Origin of the sequence: Pseudonocardia nematodicida (assembly GCF_040105385.1) — a bacterium.
Taxonomy (GTDB): domain Bacteria; phylum Actinomycetota; class Actinomycetes; order Mycobacteriales; family Pseudonocardiaceae; genus Pseudonocardia; species Pseudonocardia nematodicida.
In genome coordinates this window covers 98,155-115,646 of record NZ_JBEDNQ010000001.1, presented here as the reverse complement: position 1 = coordinate 115,646, position 17,492 = coordinate 98,155, and the positions used below count along the sequence as shown (strand labels likewise).

The following is a 17,492-nucleotide window of genomic DNA, read 5'->3' as shown; positions in this document are numbered from 1 at the left end:
CCGCGGCGGCGAGCCGCGGGGCGCAGGCTGCCGCGCATGTTCCTGGAGCCGTTCCGCGGGTCGGTGGCCGTCGCCGGTGGCCTGCTCAGCAAGGGAAAGCTGCGCGGGCCGCACTTCCGGAAGCTGTTCCCGGACATCTACGTGCACGCGTCCGTCCGGATCACCCCCGTGGTGCGGGCGCGGGCGGCGGCGCTGTTCGTCGACCGGTGCGGGGGCGCGGCGGGCGGCTTCTCGGCGGCCGAGGTGCAGGGCGCCTCGTGCGGGTCGTGGCGCGAGCCGGCCGAGGTCCTCGTGACCGGCCGGGTCCGGAGCCATCCCGGTCTCCTCGTGCGGCGCGGTGATCTGACCGGATCCGGGTTCGCCGACGGCGTGCGGGTCACCTCGCCGCTGGGCACCGCGTGGGACCTCGCCCGGCGGCTGGACCTCGAGGAAGCCGTCGTCGCAGTGGACGCACTCGGACGCCGCCGGGCGGAGCGGCCCGTGTTCGTCCCGTACCCGCCGGGCCGGTCTCCGGATCCGGACACGCTCGCGTTGTCGCGCCTACGGTCCCCCCCAGCCCGGGGTTCGATCCGGCCGAGCTGCTGACGTTGCGGGACGCACGGCCCGGAGCGCGCGGGGCGCAGACCCTCTGCCGGGTCGTCGCGCTCGCCGATCCGCGGGCCGAGTCGCCGCAGGAGACCCGGCTGCGGCTGTTGCTCGTCCTCGACGGGCTACCCGCACCGCACGTGCAGTACCGGCTGCTGGAGCGGTGGGGCCGGGAATGGGCCCGGTTCGACCTGGCCTACCCCGAGGCGCTGCTGGCGATCGAGTACGACGGCGAGGAGCACGACGACGCCCTCGACCGGGCCCGCGACCTGCGCGCGTCCGGCCTGGGCTGGCACACCCTGCGCCTGCTGCACAAGGACCTGGTGCGGACCCCGCAGGCCACGGTCGCCCTGATCCGCGACCTCCGGGCCCGCCGCGAGCACATGCTCCGCGCCGAGGGGTACACCAGCGCACCGGGCGCGTGATCGAGCTGCTCCCCTGACACGTGGGCCGCCGAGTCGGAGTGCCACGGGGAGACCGACCGGTGGCGCCGCGAAGATCACCGGCCGCCAACGGGCGCGCGGGCGACGGCCACCGACATCTCATCCATCCGGGCGCACGGGCGCGGCCCGACGCGAACGATCACCGAGGGGTACATGAGCGTCCCCGGCGCTTGATCGAACTACCCTCCTGTACTCCTCACGCGCGGACCGGGACGGAGCGGCCCCGCGGCGTGGCTGGACGGCCGGGCGTTCGTGACGAACGTGGCCGCAGGCGCACGGCCCGGCACCGCCCGGCTGCCGAGGGGTACAGGAGCGTCGCCCGCGCTTGATCGCACTACTCCCCTGTGCCCCTCACGCCGGGGGCAGCGGGCGGTCGGTGGCGAGCGGAGGCTCGGGCTACTTCTTCGCGCTCGTGCGGCGGCGGGTGGGCTTGGGCTTCTCCTGGGCCGCGCCGGAGTCCGGCGGGATCTGCTTGCGGGTCGCGGTGGTGCGCCCTGCCGCGCTCGACCCGTTGCGGGGGGTCCGGGCCCGCGGCACCGGCGTGCCCTCGTCCGGGGCGGCGTCGGTCCCGGGTCCGGCGGTGCGGTCGCGGGGCGCGCGGCGGGGCGCACTCGTCGCCCCGGCCGCGGCGGCGGGACTGCCCGCGACCCGCTCCCGGAAGGCCGTCCCCGGCCGGAACGACGGCACGACGGTCTCCCCCACCGGCACGGTCTCCCCGGTGCGGGGATTGCGTGCGGTGCGCGGCGCTCGTCGTCGTGGCTCGAACACCCCGAATCCGGTCAGCGTGACCGAACCACCCGCACCGACCGTGTCCACGATGACCTCGACCATCGCGTCGACGGCCGCCGTGGCGGCACGGCGGTCACCCAGGCGGGCTGCCAGCGCATCGACGAGCTGAGCCTTGTTCATGGTCGCGAACCGTAGGACGGCGTTGCTGCCCCGCACCAGATCCGCCGGCGAGTCCAGGTCGCATACTGGTCGAATCGGCAGGGCCGTCCGAGTGGTCGTCAGGGGGACGACGACCACGTAACCGGTCTCAGACGGTCGTTCTCGGCATCCGCGCCGGGCGTTCCGCCTCGAATGCGGTGATCGCGTCCTCGTGGCGCAGGGTGAGCCCGATGTCGTCGAGCCCCTCCAGCAGTCGCCACCGAGCGTAGTCGTCGATCTCGAACGCCACCGTCAGGTCACCGGCCCGGGCCGTCTTCCCGGTCAGGTCGACCGTGATCTCGGTGCCCGGCTCGTTCTCCAGCTTCTTCCACAGCAGCTCGACGTCGGGCTGCGCCACCTGGGCGGCGACCAGACCGGCCTTGGCCGAGTTGCCGCGGAAGATGTCCCCGAAGCGCGACGAGATCACGACCCGGAAGCCGTAGTCCATCAGCGCCCAGACCGCGTGCTCGCGCGAGGACCCGGTGCCGAAGTCCGGCCCGGCGACGAGCACCGACCCGCGCTCGAACGGCTCGGTGTTGAGCACGAACGACGGGTCGTCGCGCCAGGCGGCGAACAGGCCGTCGTCGAACCCGGTGCGGGTGACCCGCTTGAGGTAGACGGCCGGGATGATCTGGTCGGTGTCCACGTTGGACCAGCGCAGCGGCACGCCGATCCCGGTGTGGGTGTCGAACTTGTCCATCTACTCCACGTCCTCGGGGCTCGACAGGGTGCCGCGGATCGCGGTGGCCGCGGCCACCAGCGGGGACACCAGGTGAGTACGGCCGCCCTTGCCCTGGCGGCCCTCGAAGTTGCGGTTCGAGGTCGACGCGCAGCGCTCGCCGGGCGCGAGCTGGTCCGGGTTCATGCCCAGGCACATCGAGCAGCCGGCCGAGCGCCACTCCGCACCGGCGGCGGTGAAGATCGCGTCCAGGCCCTCCTCCTCGGCCTGCAGGCGCACCCGCATCGAGCCGGGGACGACGAGCATCCGGATCCCGTCGGCGATCTTCCGCCCGTCCAGGACACCGGCGACCGAGCGCAGGTCCTCGATCCGGCCGTTGGTGCAGGAGCCGACGAACACCGCGTCCACCGCGACGTCGCGCAGCGGGGTGCCGCCGGTGAGTCCCATGTAGTCGAGCGACTTCTGCACCGCGGACCGCTCGCCGTCGTCGGTGATCGTGGCCGGGTCCGGGATGGACGCGCCCAGCGGCAGGCCCTGGCCGGGGTTGGTGCCCCAGGTGACGAACGGGGTGAGCTCGTCGGCGTCGATGTCGACGACCCGGTCGAACTCCGCGCCGTCGTCGGTCCGCAGGGTCTTCCAGTCGGCGACCGCAGCGTCCCAGTCGTCGCCGCTCGGGGCGGCGTCACGGCCGGACAGGTAGTCGAACGTGACCTGGTCCGGGGCGATCATGCCGGCCCGGGCGCCGGCCTCGATCGACATGTTGCACACCGTCATCCGGGCCTCCATCGAGAGGTTCTCGATGACGTTGCCGCGGTACTCGAGCACGTGGCCCTGACCGCCGCCGGTGCCGATCTTCGCGATCACCGCGAGGATGACGTCCTTGCTGGTGACGCCGGGGCGGAGCGTGCCGTCGGACGACGTCACGTTGATCGCCATCGTCCGGAACGGCTTCAGCGGCAGCGTCTGGGTGGCGAGCACGTGCTCGACCTCGGAGGTGCCGATGCCGAACGCCATCGCGCCGAACGCGCCGTGCGTGGAGGTGTGCGAGTCCCCGCAGACGACCGTCGTGCCCGGCTGGGTCAGCCCCAGCTGCGGCCCGACGACGTGCACGATGCCCTGCTCGGGGTCGTTCATCGGGTAGAGCCGGACGCCGAACTCCTCGCAGTTGCGGCGCAGGGTCTCGACCTGGGTACGGGAGACCTCGTCCGCGATCGGGGCGAGGACGTCGAGGGTGGGGACGTTGTGGTCCTCGGTGGCGATGGTCAGATCGGTCCGGCGGACCGGGCGGCCGGCGAGCCGGAGCCCGTCGAACGCCTGCGGGCTGGTGACCTCGTGCACCAGGTGCAGGTCGATGTAGAGCAGGTCCGGTTCGTCGCCCTCGCCCTTGCGGACCAGGTGCCGGTCCCAGACCTTCTCGGCCAGCGTGCGAGGCCTCTGTGCGTCCGTCACGCCGCCTCCTTCGTCGGTATTCGCAACGTGTGGTGGGGTTCTCACTGGCCTTCCCAGAATCTGGGAAGCTAGTATCGGAACGTGGGACAGTCTAGCGGGATCGGCGTGCTCGACAAGGCGGTGGGGGTTCTCCGCGCGACGGCGGAGGGACCCTGTGGTCTTGCCGAGCTCTGCGAGCGCACCGGGCTGCCCCGGGCCACCGCGCACCGGCTCGCCGTCGGCCTCGAGGTGCACGGGATGCTGCTGCGCACCCCCGACGGCCGCTGGCACCCCGGGCCGACGCTCGGGCAGCTGGCCGGCGGGCGTCCGGACCCGCTGCTCGACGCCGCCTCCCAGGTGCTGCCCCGGCTGCGCGACATCACCGGGGAGAGCGTGCAGCTCTACCGGCGCGACGGCATGTCCCGGGTCTGCATCGCGCACGCCGAGCCGCCGTCCGGACTGCGGGACACCGTCCCGGTCGGCACGCGGCTGCCGATGACGGCCGGGTCGGGCGCGAAGGTGCTCGCCGCCTGGTGCGACGTGGCGACCCAGCGGGTGATCCTCGCCGACGCCACCTTCTCCGAGCGGGTGCTGATCGACGTCCGCCGCCGCGGCTGGGCACAGAGCGTCGCCGAACGCGAGGCCGGAGTGGCGTCGGTGTCCGCACCGGTGCGCGACGGCGCCGGCCAGGTCGTCGCCGCGGTGTCGGTCTCCGGGCCGGTCGACCGGATCGGCCGGCGGCCCGGGGTCCGGTGGGCCGCGGACCTGCTCGCGGCGGCCGAGGCGCTGCAGGGGCGGCTCCGCCACCCGTGAGTACTTTTCGGGCCCAGAGCCCCGAAAAGTACTCACGGGGCGAAGCCCTCTACCGTGTAGAGGTCCGGCACCGGGCCGGATCCGTCAGCGCGTGGAGTGCATTCCGGGGAGACGATGGGCTACCTGCTGGGCATCGACGTCGGCACGACGAGGACGGCGGCCGCGGTCATCCGCTCCGGCAGCCCCGGCCCGGAGATGGTCACTCTCGGTGATCATTCCGTCGACATCCCGTCCGTCGTCTACGCCGCCGTCGACGGCACGCTGCTGTTCGGCGAGGCGGCCGAGCGGCGCGCGCTGACCGAGCCGGACCGGGTCGCCCGCGAGTTCAAGCGCCGGATCGGCGATCCGACCCCGATCCCGCTGGGCGACCGGGCCTTCACCGCCGAGCAGCTGTCGGCGCTGCTGGCCGAGCACGTCATCGAGATCGTGACCCGGGTCGAGGGCGGCCCGGCGGACCGGATCGCGGTGACCCATCCGGCGTCGTGGGGCGGGCACAAGCGCGAGCTGGTCGCCTCCGCGCTGGCCGACCGCGGGCTCGCCGTCACCTTCCTGACCGAGCCGCAGGCCGCGGCCCTGCACTACGCGACCAACGAGCGGGTCGAGGCGGGCGCGACCGTCGCCGTCTACGACCTGGGCGGCGGGACGTTCGACGCCGCCGTCGTGCGCAAGGACGCCAGCGGCATCGCCGACCCGGGCGGCGCCGTGATCGGCGGGAGCCTGTTCACCCTGCTCGGGCGACCGGACGGCGTCGAGCAGCTGGGCGGCGCGGACTTCGACCAGGCCGTCGTCGACCACGTGCACGACGCCGTCCCGCAGGCCTTCGCCACGCTCGCCGAGAACGACCCGGACACCTGGACGGCGGTGGCCCGGCTGCGGCGCGACTGCCGCGAGGCCAAGGAGGCGCTGTCCTCCGACACCGAGGTGTCGATCCCGGTCTGGCTGGGCGACGTCCGCACCACGATCCGCCTGCACCGCAGCGACTTCGAGGAGCGGATCCGGCCCCGGCTCGACGAGTCCGTCGAGGCGCTGCAGCGCGCGATCGGATCGGCCGGGCTCGCCGCGACCGGCCCGTCGGTGGTGCTGCTGGTCGGCGGGTCGTCGCGGGTGCCGCTGGTCGCGCAGCTGGTGTCGTCCGAGCTCGGGCGGCCGGTGCAGGTCGACGCCGACCCGAAGAACGCCATCGCCAAGGGCGCGGTGCTCGCGCTCGGACCGGTCGACCCGGTCACCGCGGCACCCGCGGGCTACGGGCTGGCCGGCGGGCTCGGCGCGACCGCGTTCGCCGCGAGCGCCGGCGTGGGCGGCAGTGGATCGTCGCTGGCCGCCGACCCGGGCCCGTTGCCGTGGGAGTCCGACGCCGAGCCGGTCACCGACCGGATGCCGGCCAACGACCCCGGGATGACCGGGACGTCGTTCCTGGGCGGCGCGCACGCCGACCCGCCCACCGAGCGGATCCCGGCCGTGCCGGTCGCCTACGGCGGCGCCGAGGCGGGCACGGCCATGTACGGCTACGCCGCCGAGGACGACCGGACGACCCTCACCCCCGGCGACGACGCCGGTGCCGAGCCCGGCCGCCGCTCCCCCGCGATGCTGATCGGTGCGGGCGGGGTGGTCGCGGCGCTGGCCGTGCTGGGGGCGGTGTTCTTCTGGCCGCAGGACCGCAGCGTCAGCAACGCGACGCCGGAGCTGCCCGCGATGCCGACGACGTCGGAGGAGGCGCCGCCGCCGGAGAGCGAGGAGCCGCCGCCGCCGCCGACGCAGGAACAGACCCAGGAGACCACGCGCCCGCAGGCGCCGGTGGTGACGACGACCCGGGAGGTTGTGCCACCGCCGGTCGATCCGCCGGCGCCGACGACGGACCCGGTGGATCCGCCATCGGAGTCGAGTGATCCGCCGGCCCCGACCCAGTCGAGCGACCCGCCGGACCCCGACCCGGATCCGGACCCGCCGACGACGACCAACCCGCCGGCACAGCCCAACCGCTGACCCCACAGCGAGGCCGACGGCTGTGATCACCGTCCGGGTTCCGCCCGGTGCCACGGATGGCATCGACCGGAACCCGGGCGATGATCACCGGACGCGTAGCCCACCCACCCTGGCGCGACACGAGTGCGGTCGGCCGGAAATGAGTGAAGGCCCCCGTTCCACGGAACGGAGGCCTTCATCTGATGTAGCCCCGAGGGGATTCGAACCCCCGCTACCGCCTTGAGAGGGCGGCGTCCTGGGCCGCTAGACGACGGGGCCAGGAACATCGGATCGATCTCGAACGCGAGGTGTGTGTCGCGTGGTAGCCCCGACGGGATTCGAACCCGCGCTACCGCCTTGAGAGGGCGGCGTCCTAGGCCGCTAGACGACGGGGCCGAGACGAGATGATTCCGATGTACAGGAACCGGATGGTTCCCGCTGGGGTACCAGGACTCGAACCTAGACTAACTGAACCAGAATCAGTCGTGCTGCCAATTACACCATACCCCATCGAAAATCGGGGCCCGATCTCCGTGATGTATCTACTCTAACCCATGGCTCCGGCCCGGCCGACACCGGCCCCCAGCCGTGCGAGCGACCGCTCGCGGCCCAGGAGCTCCATGCTCTCGTAGAGCGGCGGGGACACCGTGCGACCGCTGATCGCCACCCGGACGGGGGCGAACGCCTTGCGCGGCTTGAGCCCCAGACCGTCGACGAGGGAGGCCTTCAGCGACTCCTCGATGGCGGCCGTCGTCCACTCCGGCAGGTCGGTCAGGCCGGCGATCGCGGCCTCGAGCACCGGCTTCGCCTCGGGACCGAGGTTCTTGGCCGCGGCGTCGTCGTCCGGGGTGAAGGACTCCTCGTCGCGGAACAGGAACGCGAGCATCCGGGCCGCGTCGGAGAGCACCTGGCTGCGTTCCTGGACCAGTGGGGCGGCCTCGGCGAGCAGCTTCTCGTCGTCCGGCCCGATGGTGATCCCCTCGGCCTCGAGGTAGGGCACCACCCGCGCGGCGAAGTCGGCCGGCTCCAGCAGCCGCAGGTGCGCGGCGTTGATCGCCTCGGCCTTCTTGATGTCGAACCGGGCGGCGTTGCCGGAGACCCGGGAGACGTCGAAGGCCTCGACCATCTCGGCGAGGGTGAACACGTCGCGGTCCTCGGCGATCGACCAGCCGAGCAGGGCCAGGTAGTTGAGCAGGCCCTCGGGGACGAAGCCGCGCTCGCGGTAGTGGAACAGGTTCGACTGCGGGTCCCGCTTGGACAGCTTGCGGTTGCCCTCGCCGGTGACCAACGGCAGGTGCGCGTAGACGAAGGGCCCGTTGCCGATGCCGACCCGCTGCAACGCCTCGAGCAGCGCGATCTGCCGCGGCGTGGAGGACAGCAGGTCCTCGCCGCGCAGCACGTGCGTGATCTCCATCAGGGCGTCGTCGACCGGGTTGGTCAGCGGGTAGAGCGGGGTGCCGTCGCCGCGGGCCAGGACGAAGTCCGGCACCTGCCCGGCGCGGAAGGTGACCTCGCCGCGGACCAGGTCGGTGAAGGTGATGTCGCGGTCGGGCATCCTCAGCCGGTAGACCGGCGCGCGGCCCTCGGCGCGGAACGCGGCCTTCGCCTCGTCGGTGAGATCGCGGTCGGCGTTGTCGTAGCCGAGCTTGGGGTCGCGGCCCGCGGCGCGGTGCCGGGCCTCGATCTCCTCGCCGGAGGAGAAGGACTCGTAGACCTCACCGGCCTCGACCAGGCGTCGCAGGGCGTCGGCGTAGATCTCGCCGCGCTCGCTCTGCCGGTACGGGCCGTGCGGGCCGCCGGACTCGACGCCCTCGTCCCAGTCGAGCCCGAGCCAGCCCAGGGCGTCGAGGAGGGCGTCGTAGGACTCGGCGGAGTCCCGGCTCGCGTCGGTGTCCTCGATCCGGAACACCAGTTGGCCGCCGTGATGGCGGGCGTGCGCCCAGTTGAACAGGGCGGTGCGGATGAGACCGACGTGCGGGGTACCGGTCGGGGACGGGGAGAACCGCACCCGGACCTGGGCTGGAGTACTCATGGTGCCCGTCAGCGTATCGAGGCCGCCCGACCGGACGGTGCGCGACCGGCTCCCGATCCGTCAGGGTGGTCGCAGGCCGCGCGCATCGAGGCACCGGCCGTGACGAGGAGGTCATGCACCGTGCACCAGGTCACCGTCCTGTACCCCCAGCCCACCGACGCCGCCGCGTTCGACGCGTACTACGACGAGACGCACACACCGCTGGCGAAGAAGATGCCCGGCCTGCAGCGGCTCACGATCAGCCGGCCGCAGCCCGGGCCGGACGGCGCCGCGCCGCAGTATCACCTGGTCGCGACGCTGGAGTTCGCCGACGAGGCGGCCCTCGGCGCCGCGCTGGCCAGCGAGGAGGGCAAGGCCGCCGTCGCCGACGTCGAGAACTTCGCGACCGGCGGCATCATCATGCTGGCCGGCCCGTCGCAGAACCCCTGAGTACTCGGACGCGCCCCACCCACGTCGCACTCATGACGCTTCAGTCCGGCAATACCGGGCTAAAGCGTCATGAGTCGGAGATGGGGCGGGGTGCGGCGAGCGCCCGCGTCAGGGGGTGACCACCTCGCGGGAGGAGACCAGGGCGGCCAGGCGGTCGCCGATCGCGGAGGTGTTGCCCGTCGCCGAGTGGTCCCGGGTCGCCAGGTCGAACGCGACGGCGGCCTCGACCCGGCGGGCCGAGTCGACGTGACCGAGGTGGTCCAGCAGCAGCGCGACCGACAGCACGGCGGCCGTCGGGTCGGCGACGCCCTGGCCGGCGATGTCCGGCGCGGAGCCGTGCACCGGCTCGAACATCGACGGGTTGGTGCGGCTCGCGTCCAGGGCTGCGCTGGCCGCGAGGCCGATCCCGCCGGTCACCGCGGCGGCGAGGTCGGTGAGGATGTCGCCGAACAGGTTGTCGGTGACGATCACGTCGTACCGGCCCGGGTCGGTGACCATGTGGATCGTGGTGGAGTCGACGTGCTGGTAGGCCACCGACACCTCGGGGTACTCCAGCGACACCTCCTCCACGATCCGCGACCACAGCGCGCCCGCGTAGGTCAGCACGTTGGTCTTGTGCACCAGCGTCAGGTGCTTGCGCGGGCGGCGCTGGGCGCGCGCGAACGCGTCCCGCACGACCCGCTCGATGCCGAACGCGGTGTTCTGGCTGACCTCGGTCGCGATCTCGTGCGGGGTGTCCTTGCGGAGCAGGCCACCGGTGCCGACGTACGGCCCCTCGGTGCCCTCCCGCACGACCACCATGTCGATCTCCGGGTTACCGGACAGCGGCCCGCGCACACCCGGGTACAGCCGGGCCGGACGCAGGTTGATGTGGTGGTCGAGCTCGAACCTCAGACGCAGCAGCAGGCCGCGCTCCAGGATGCCGCTGGGCACCGAGGGGTCGCCGACGGCACCCAGCAGGATGGCGTCGTGCTGCTTGATCTCGGTCAGCACCGTCTCGGGAAGCAGCTCACCGGTGGAGTGCCAGCGGGCGGCGCCGAGGTCGTACTCCGTCGGCTCGACGTCCCGGGCGACCTCGTTGAGGACCTTCAGGGCCTCGGCGATCACTTCCGGGCCGATGCCGTCACCGGGGATGACCGCAAGGCGCATGACCTCGTCCTCTCGTCGTATTGCTGGCCGCACGCTACCGCCTGCCGACGCAGGGTCATCGTCTGGCCACCCGGTCGGGTGTGTACGGGAGAGTGAATCGTGTGCCCGGCGCGCCCGCGGAGCGCCTCCGGGCCACCGGTTCGTGGACGGCCCGTCCCCGGAAGGTCCAGCGTCAGCCGCGCGGGGTCCAGCGCCACCGGGCGGCCGCACCGAACGCCGCGACGGCCGTCCAGCCGAGCAGCAGCACCAGCCCGACCAGCACCGCGGGGACCCCGGCGACGTCCGGGGCCGGCCCGCTCCCGGCCCACGCGCGGAAGGCGAGGTCGGCGACCGGCACGCCGGGCACCAGCATCATCGCCCCGCGCAGCGCGTCCGGCGCGCCACCGGCCACGAGGACGTTCGCGGCGACGGCGGCGGCCAGCAGCAGCGGCGCGATGGTGAACTGGACGCCCTCGACGTTCCGGCTGACCGTCGCCGTCAGCGCCCCGGCGGCCACGCAGAACACCCCGCAGAGCGCGAGGGCCGCCACCAGCAGCGCCGGGTTCACCGGGAGCGGCGCCCCGAGCGCCAGGTAGACCCCGCACACCAGCAACGCCTGCGCGACGCCGGCGACCAGCAGCGGCGCGCCCGCCCCGGCGACGATCCCCGGCCCGGTCAGCTCGGTGGTCCGCAGCCGGGACAGCGCGCCCGACTCGCGGCGCAGGGTGAACACCGTCGCCGACGTCGTGTAGACCGAGATCAGCATCCCGACCAGGCCCGCGAGCCCGGCCAGCCGGCCCCAGCCCTCGGCCGTGTCCGGGCCCGCGACGAGCGCGAAGAACACCATCATCAGCGGGCCCGACAGCAACCCGAACAGCGTCGTGCGCCGGCGCAGCAGCAGGCGGGCCTCGACCGGGGCCAGCCGCCGCCAGCGGCCGCCCGTCGACTGCACCGTCCTCATCGGACCTCCCCCGCCCCGGCCACCGCGTGGAACACCTCGTCGAGCCCCGCCTCGGTAGCCCGCAGGCGGTGCAGCCGGGCCCCGGCGTCGATCGCCCAGCCGGTGAGCGCGTGCGTCGCGCGGGTCAGGTCCGCGGCCTCCAGCCGGAGCGCGGTGCGGCCCTGCGCGGCCGGCGCGGACGCCAGCCCGGGCAGGTCGGGCGGGACGACGCCGGGGTCGAGCTCCGCGGTGACCGCCGCCGGCCGGGTGGCGAGCACCTCGGCCAGCGTCCCGCCGACGGCGACCCGGCCGCCGTGCATGATCGCCAGCCGGTCGGCCAGCGCCTCGGCCTCCTCCAGGTGGTGGGTGGTGAGCACGACGGCCGTGCCGGCGTCGCGCAGGCCGCGCACGATCCCCCAGAGCACCGCCCGAGACTCCGGGTCGAGCCCGGTCGTCGGCTCGTCCATGATCACCAGGTCCGGCCCGCCCCAGGTCGCGCAGGCGATGTCCAGGCGTCGCCGTTCCCCGCCGGAGAGCCCGCTGACGGCCACGTCCCGGCGGTGCGCGAGGCCGACCCGGGCGAGGCAGTCCCGGACGTCGTCGGTGCGCGAGGACAGCGACGCCGTCAACCGGACGGTCTCGGCCACGGTGAGCTCGTCGAGGAACCCGGCCTGCTGGAGCACCGCCCCGGTCCGACGGCGGACCGCGGGCCCGGCGGTCACCGGGTCGACCCCGAACATCCGGACGGTGCCCGACGCCGGTCGCCGGAAGCCCTGCAGCAGCTCCAGCGTCGTGGTCTTCCCGGCGCCGTTGGTGCCCAGCAGGCCGAACACCTCCCCCGGGTGCACGGTCAGGTCGACGCCGTCCACCGCCGCGTGCCCGCCGTAGCGGAAACGCAGGTCCCGGATCTCGACGACCGGCGACGCGGGGGTGTCCCGCCCCCGCACCGGGACACCCCCGCGCCGCCGGTCGGCTCGTTCCGCACGCTCTCCCATGCCGCCGAGCCTCGTTGCTGTCGGACCCGGTCAGTAGGGTCGGAACCGCACGCAACGGCATGGTTTCGGCGGGAGCGCGGGATGACGTCTGTCACGGGTCCGGTGGGCGGGTTCGGCCTCGTCCGCGGCTACCTGCGCTCGGGGCTGGTGTTCACCGCGCTGGTGTTCTGCGGGATGCCGACCCTGATGCTGCTCGACGGCCGGTGGCCGCACCCGGTGGTGCACCCGCTGTCGCTGCTGCTGTCCGGTGTCGCGGTGGCGGTGTTCGCCGGGCACACCGTGCTGGTCCGCCCGGCGGGGACGGCGGCGGGCCGGTCAGGGCAGGGGGTGGCGGCCGGCCTGCTCGTGCTCTCGGTCGCCGCGTTCGTGCTGACGCTCCGGACGGTCACGGCGGCGGCCGCGTCGGTGATCTGGCTGCTGCTGGTCGGCCAGGCGCTGTCGGTGCTGCTCGCCGCGCGCGGCTGGCGGCGCCGCGAGGTGGCCGGCGCGTCGGTGCTGGTGGTGGCGCTGATCGTCGCTTCCGTGGCCGGCGGGGTCCCGTTCCCGGTGGTCACCTGGATGCAGCCGCTGCTGCTGCTCCTGCTGCTGGCCGGGCCGGCCGCCGCCGACCTCGCGTCGGTCGGCATGATCCGCGTGATGGACCGGCTCGAGCAGGCCCGCCGCGACGCCGACGAGCTCGCGACCACCCGGGAGCGGGTGCGGATCGCGGCCGAGCTGCACGACGTCCAGGGCCACTCGCTGCACGCCATCGCGTTGCACGCCGAGCTGACCGAGCGCCTGGTCGGCACCGACCCGCAGACCGCGGCGACGCACGCGCGGACCGTGCGGACCCTGGCCGCGGACGCGCTCGCCGAGACCCGCGCGCTGGTCCGCGGCTACCGCGACGCCGACCTGTCCGGCGAGCTGCGCAACGCCGCCGGCCTGCTGCGCGCCGCGGGGGCCGACGCCGAGGTGACCGGGGACCCGTCGGCGGTGCCCGCGGTGCACGCGGTGCTGCTCGGGCCGATCGTGCGCGAGGCCGCGACGAACGTGTTGCGGCACAGCGATCCCGCCCGGGTGCGGTTCACCGTCCGGCGGGCCGGGGACCGCACCGAGCTCGAGGTGTACAACGACGGCGTCGGGGACGACGCCGCGGCCTCCGATCCGCACAGCGGGACCGGGCTCACCGGTGTGCGGGACCGGGTCGGCAAGCGCGGCGGCAGGGTCGAAGCCGGTCCGGACGGGACCGGCGGATTCCGGCTGCGGGTCGTCCTGCTGAGCGGTGCCGACGAGCTCGCCCCCGATGCCACGGAGGTACGCGCGTGACCGCCCCGATCCGGCTGCTGGTCGCCGACGACGAGGAGATGACCCGCACCGCGCTCGTCGCGCTGCTCGGGCTGGAGGACGACATCACGGTCGTCGCCGAGTGCGCGGACGGTGGCAGCGCCGTCGACGCCGCGCTGCGGGAACGGCCGGACGTCGCGCTGCTCGACCTGGAGATGCCGCTGCTCGACGGCGTCGAGGTCTGCGAGAAACTCGCCGGCTCGCCGACCCGGACGATCGTCGTGACCCGGCACGCCCGCCCCGGGGTGCTGCGCCGCGCGCTGGCCGCGGGCGCCGCCGGGTTCCTGCCGAAGTCGACGCCGGCCCAGGAGGTCGCCGACGTCGTGCGCCGGGTGCACGCGGGCAAGCGGTTCGTCGACCCGGACATCGCCGCGATGGCGCTGACCGAGGCGGACTGCCCGCTGACGGCCCGCGAGCTGGACGTCCTGCGCGCCGCCCGGTCCGGCGGCACCGTCGCCGACATCGCGGGCGAGCTGCACCTGGCGCAGGGCACCGTGCGCAACTACCTGTCGTCGGCGATGACCACGTTGGACGCCCGGACCCGGCACGAGGCGGCGCGGAGGGCCTGGGAAGAAGGCTGGATCTGACCACGTTGACGTGAGCGTGCCCACACCCTCGCAGCCGCTCGAACGGCTCGGCTTCCTGACCATCGGCTCGTTCGACGGCGCCGACCCCGGACCCGGCCACGAGACGACGCTCGGTGTGATCGAGCTCGGCGAGCGGCTCGGGTTCGACAGCGCGTACGTCCGGCACCGGCACCTGCAGTTCGGGATCTCCTCGCCGGTCGCGGTGCTGGCCGCGGCGACCCAGCGGACGTCACGGATCGAGCTCGGCACCGCGGTGATCCCGCTGGGCTGGGAGAACCCGCTGCGCCTCGCCGAGGACCTGGCGACGGTCGACGTGCTCTCCGGCGGCCGGCTGAACCCCGGTCTGTCGATCGGTCCGCCGATGCAGTGGGAGCACGTGCGCGACGCGCTGTACCCGGACACCGCCGACGTCGAGGACTTCGGCCGCGAGCGGGTCTCCCGCCTGCTGCGGCTCGTCCGCGGGGAGCCCGCCAGCACGTTCTCCGGGAAGGTCGGGCTCGAGATGTTCTCCGACCGGGTGCAGCCGCACTCCCCCGGGCTGATCGACCGGATGTGGCTCGGCGCCGGCAGCGAGGGCTCCGCGGTGTGGGCGGCCGAGCACGGGCTGAACCTGCTGACCAGCAACGTGGTGCGCGGCGGCGGCGAGACCGACTTCGCGGCCGTCCAGCAACGGCAGATCCGCGCGTACAAGGACGCGCACCCGGCGGGGCGGGTGTCGCAGGGGCTCGTCGTCGTCCCCACCGACTCGGCGAGCAGCGCGCAGCGCGAGCGCTACGCCGCCTACGCCCGCGAGCGCGACGTCCGGGTCGGTGTCCCGCAGGGGCCGGCCGGGGTGCTGTACGCGAAGGACCTGGTCGGGACCTCCGACGAGATCGCCGAGGGGCTCTACGCGCACGCGGCGTTCCGGGAGGTCGGCGAGGCGGTGTTCGCGCTGCCGTTCGGCTTCCCGGAGGAGGACTACCTGCAGATCCTCACCGACATCGCGACCACGCTGGGGCCCGCGCTGGGCTGGACGCCGCGCGGTTGAGCCCTGTCCCGGCCGCGTGGCCCGCTACCGGACCGCGGATCCACAGGCCGCGCGGCCGGGCCGGTCCAGCGCGCGCCGGGCACGGAGCCGGCCCGGGATCTCGATCAGGGCCGCGAGCACGAGCACGACGACGACGATGCCCGGCCCGACCGTCATCCCGGCCGACGGCGGCCCGGTCACGGTCGACTCCACGGACACCACGCCGGGCAGGGTCATCGAGATGCCGGTGACGAACGCGATGCCGAACATGACCATGAGCGCGACCGCGACACCCGTGGCGGACAACGCCACCGTCCGTACCAGCCCCATCGCGTATCCCCCCGATCGCCTGGGCGAGCCGACACGATCCCACACCGGCGACACCGCCGCATCACCCGGAATACCGATCCGCAACGGTCGTCCGGACCGTCCCGTACCGGCCGTTCCCGCACCCCGGCGCGGTTCCCGCACCGACCGCGGTCGGTGCGACACGACCGCTCGGGGTGCGACGCCGGGCACGGGGTGCGGCGACGAGGGCCGGATCAGTCGTCGAACGAGATCAGGCGGATGGTCCGGGCGCCGACCGAGGCGCCGATCGGCTCCAGCACCGCCGGGTCGATGTGCCGGTCCACCCGCAGCAGCATGATCGCGTCGGCGCCGTCGGTGGTCTGCGAGATCTGCGCGGCCTCGATGTTCACCGCGGCTTCGCCGAGCAGCGACCCGACGCGGCCCATCACACCCGGCCGGTCGGTGTACTCCAGCACGACGACCTCGCCCTCGGCCCGCAGGTCGAAGTGCCGCCCGTTGATCTCCACGAGCTTCGGCACCTCGGCCCGGCCGGTGAGGGTGCCCGACACGGTGACCGACTCGCCGTCGGGCATCGCGCCGCGCAGCTGCACGACGCTGCGGTGGTTGGCGCTCTCCGGCGCGGTCGTGAGCTCGACCGACACTCCGCGCTCCTCGGCGAGCTGCGGCACGTTCACGAACGTCACCTGGTCCTCGACGACGTGCGTGAACACCCCGCGCAGCGCGGCCAGCGACAGCACCGAGACGTCCTCGCCGGCGAGCTCACCGGCGACGTCGACGGTGATCGTGCTCGGCGTCCGCCCGGCGACGGCGTGCAGCGTGGTGCCGAGCTTCTGCACCAGCGGCAGCCACGGCCGGACCTCCTCGCCGACCGCGCCGTGGATCTGCACGTTCACCGCGTCCGGCACGAACTCGCCGGCCAGCGCGAGCTGCACCGAGCGCGCGACGTCGGTGCCCGCCCGGTCCTGCGCCTCGGCCGTGGAGGCCCCCAGGTGCGGGGTGACGACGATGTTCTCCAGCTCGAACAGCGGGCTGGAGGTGGTCGGCTCGGTGATGTAGACGTCGACGCCGGCCCCGCCGACGTGGCCCGAGCGGACCGCCTCGGCCAGCGCGTCCTCGTCGATCAGCCCGCCGCGGGCGGCGTTCACGATCAGCACGCCCGGCTTGGTGATCGCCAGCTGGTCCTTGCCGATCAGCCCGAGGGTCTCCGGCGTCTTCGGCAGGTGGATCGAGATCATGTCCGCGACGCGGAGCAGGTCGTCGAGCTCCAGCAGCTCGATGCCCAGCTGCGCGGCCCGCGACGGCGCGATGTACGGGTCGTAGGCGACCAGCTTCACGCCGAACGCGGCGAGCCGCTGGGCCACCAGCTGGCCGATCTTGCCCAGCCCGACGATGCCGACGGTCTTGCCGTTGAGCTCCACCCCGCCGTAGGACGAGCGCTTCCACTGCCCCGCGCGCAGCGAGGCGTCGGCGGCGGGGACGTGCCGGGCGACGGCCAGCAGCAGCGCGACCGCGTGCTCGGCCGCGGAGACGATGTTCGACGTCGGCGCGTTGACGACCATGACGCCGCGGGCGGTGGCCGCCGGGACGTCGACGTTGTCCAGGCCGACACCGGCCCGCGCGACGACCTTGAGCCGGCCGGCGACGCCGAGCGCCTCGGCGTCGACCTGGGTGGCGGAACGGACGAGCAGGGCGTCGGCGTCCGGGATCGCCTTCAGCAGGGCCGGGCGGTCGGTGCCGTCGACGTGGCGGATCTCGACGCCGGAACCGAGCAGCTCCACGGCCGAGGGCGCGAGCTTCTCGGCGAGAAGGACGACGGGACGGGTGTGTCGAGTGGCGGCGGTGCTCACGGTCTGAAGGTGCTCCCCGGTCGGGTCGTGCGGTCGGCGGCCGGGACCCATCCTAAGGC

17 protein-coding genes and 3 tRNA genes are annotated in these 17,492 nt (G+C 74.0%); 8 read left to right on the top strand and 12 right to left on the bottom strand.

Going from position 1 to position 17,492, the window contains the following annotated elements:
• Window positions 1–36: 36 nt before the first annotated feature.
• Together WIS52_RS00545 and WIS52_RS00540 are read left to right on the top strand one after the other, a co-directional pair.
• Window positions 37–585 (top strand): hypothetical protein, encoded by a 549-nt coding sequence (locus WIS52_RS00545; protein ID WP_349296035.1) that lies wholly within the window; start codon window positions 37–39, stop codon window positions 583–585.
• Between the two features lie 2 nt (window positions 586–587).
• A complete protein-coding gene (locus tag WIS52_RS00540; protein ID WP_349296034.1) occupies window positions 588–1,010 on the top strand; it encodes a hypothetical protein in 423 nt (140 codons plus the stop codon).
• Between the two features lie 414 nt (window positions 1,011–1,424).
• Here the strand turns inward: WIS52_RS00540 and WIS52_RS00535 are convergent, their stop codons facing one another.
• The 3 genes from WIS52_RS00535 to leuC form a co-directional block, all read right to left on the bottom strand.
• Entirely contained in the window at window positions 1,425–1,937 is a 513-nt protein-coding gene (locus tag WIS52_RS00535) for an HU family DNA-binding protein (protein ID WP_349296033.1), read from the bottom strand.
• A gap of 127 nt (window positions 1,938–2,064) precedes the next feature.
• A complete protein-coding gene (gene leuD / locus WIS52_RS00530; protein ID WP_349296032.1) occupies window positions 2,065–2,655 on the bottom strand; it encodes a 3-isopropylmalate dehydratase small subunit in 591 nt (196 codons plus the stop codon).
• Window positions 2,656–4,083 carry a 3-isopropylmalate dehydratase large subunit gene (leuC, locus tag WIS52_RS00525; protein WP_349296031.1) on the bottom strand — a complete coding sequence of 476 codons (1,428 nt, stop codon included), beginning with the start codon at window positions 4,081–4,083 and terminating at the stop codon, window positions 2,656–2,658. It lies immediately after the preceding gene.
• An 81-nt stretch (window positions 4,084–4,164) separates the two neighbouring features.
• On the opposite strand from leuC, the gene WIS52_RS00520 reads away from it, so the two are divergent.
• Together WIS52_RS00520 and WIS52_RS00515 are read left to right on the top strand one after the other, a co-directional pair.
• Window positions 4,165–4,875 carry an IclR family transcriptional regulator gene (locus WIS52_RS00520; protein WP_349296030.1) on the top strand — a complete coding sequence of 237 codons (711 nt, stop codon included), beginning with the start codon at window positions 4,165–4,167 and terminating at the stop codon, window positions 4,873–4,875.
• A gap of 114 nt (window positions 4,876–4,989) precedes the next feature.
• Complete coding sequence (locus WIS52_RS00515; protein WP_349296029.1) at window positions 4,990–6,858, top strand: Hsp70 family protein; 1,869 nt, start codon at window positions 4,990–4,992, stop codon at window positions 6,856–6,858.
• Window positions 6,859–7,043: 185 nt separating this feature from the next.
• On the opposite strand, the gene WIS52_RS00510 is transcribed toward WIS52_RS00515, so the two are convergent.
• The 4 genes from WIS52_RS00510 to gltX form a co-directional block, all read right to left on the bottom strand.
• Window positions 7,044–7,116: transfer RNA gene (locus WIS52_RS00510), tRNA-Glu, on the bottom strand.
• A gap of 41 nt (window positions 7,117–7,157) precedes the next feature.
• Window positions 7,158–7,233 (bottom strand) — tRNA-Glu (locus WIS52_RS00505).
• 42 nt (window positions 7,234–7,275) lie between these two features.
• Window positions 7,276–7,347 (bottom strand) — tRNA-Gln (locus tag WIS52_RS00500).
• Window positions 7,348–7,384: 37 nt separating this feature from the next.
• Window positions 7,385–8,869 carry a glutamate--tRNA ligase gene (gltX, locus tag WIS52_RS00495; protein WP_349296028.1) on the bottom strand — a complete coding sequence of 495 codons (1,485 nt, stop codon included), beginning with the start codon at window positions 8,867–8,869 and terminating at the stop codon, window positions 7,385–7,387.
• 120 nt (window positions 8,870–8,989) lie between these two features.
• On the opposite strand from gltX, the gene WIS52_RS00490 reads away from it, so the two are divergent.
• Window positions 8,990–9,298 (top strand): EthD family reductase, encoded by a 309-nt coding sequence (locus WIS52_RS00490; protein WP_349296027.1) that lies wholly within the window; start codon window positions 8,990–8,992, stop codon window positions 9,296–9,298.
• A 108-nt stretch (window positions 9,299–9,406) separates the two neighbouring features.
• Here the strand turns inward: WIS52_RS00490 and WIS52_RS00485 are convergent, their stop codons facing one another.
• The 3 genes from WIS52_RS00485 to WIS52_RS00475 form a co-directional block, all read right to left on the bottom strand.
• A complete protein-coding gene (locus WIS52_RS00485; RefSeq protein ID WP_349296026.1) occupies window positions 9,407–10,447 on the bottom strand; it encodes a 3-isopropylmalate dehydrogenase in 1,041 nt (346 codons plus the stop codon).
• A gap of 172 nt (window positions 10,448–10,619) precedes the next feature.
• Window positions 10,620–11,387, bottom strand: a complete 768-nt coding sequence (locus WIS52_RS00480) for an ABC transporter permease (protein ID WP_349296025.1) — start codon at window positions 11,385–11,387, stop codon at window positions 10,620–10,622.
• Window positions 11,384–12,361, bottom strand: coding sequence for an ABC transporter ATP-binding protein (locus WIS52_RS00475; protein WP_349296024.1), 978 nt, complete (start codon window positions 12,359–12,361; stop codon window positions 11,384–11,386). Before WIS52_RS00475 ends, WIS52_RS00480 begins: the two co-directional genes overlap by 4 nt.
• Window positions 12,362–12,442: 81 nt before the next feature.
• On the opposite strand from WIS52_RS00475, the gene WIS52_RS00470 reads away from it, so the two are divergent.
• Genes WIS52_RS00470 through WIS52_RS00460 form a run of 3 tightly spaced genes read left to right on the top strand, consistent with a single transcriptional unit; the run spans window position 12,443 to window position 15,298 of the window.
• On the top strand, window positions 12,443–13,666 hold the full coding sequence (locus WIS52_RS00470) for a sensor histidine kinase (RefSeq protein ID WP_349296023.1): 1,224 nt from the start codon (window positions 12,443–12,445) through the stop codon (window positions 13,664–13,666).
• Window positions 13,663–14,271, top strand: a complete 609-nt coding sequence (locus WIS52_RS00465; protein WP_349296022.1) for a response regulator transcription factor — start codon at window positions 13,663–13,665, stop codon at window positions 14,269–14,271. Before WIS52_RS00470 ends, WIS52_RS00465 begins: the two co-directional genes overlap by 4 nt.
• 16 nt (window positions 14,272–14,287) lie before the next feature.
• Window positions 14,288–15,298, top strand: a complete 1,011-nt coding sequence (locus WIS52_RS00460) for an LLM class flavin-dependent oxidoreductase (RefSeq protein ID WP_349296769.1) — start codon at window positions 14,288–14,290, stop codon at window positions 15,296–15,298.
• Between the two features lie 24 nt (window positions 15,299–15,322).
• Here the strand turns inward: WIS52_RS00460 and WIS52_RS00455 are convergent, their stop codons facing one another.
• Both WIS52_RS00455 and serA read right to left on the bottom strand, forming a co-directional pair.
• Window positions 15,323–15,607 carry a hypothetical protein gene (locus WIS52_RS00455; RefSeq protein WP_349296021.1) on the bottom strand — a complete coding sequence of 95 codons (285 nt, stop codon included), beginning with the start codon at window positions 15,605–15,607 and terminating at the stop codon, window positions 15,323–15,325.
• Window positions 15,608–15,819: 212 nt separating this feature from the next.
• Window positions 15,820–17,433, bottom strand: a complete 1,614-nt coding sequence (gene serA / locus WIS52_RS00450; protein ID WP_349296020.1) for a phosphoglycerate dehydrogenase — start codon at window positions 17,431–17,433, stop codon at window positions 15,820–15,822.
• Between the last annotated feature and the right edge of the window lie 59 nt (window positions 17,434–17,492).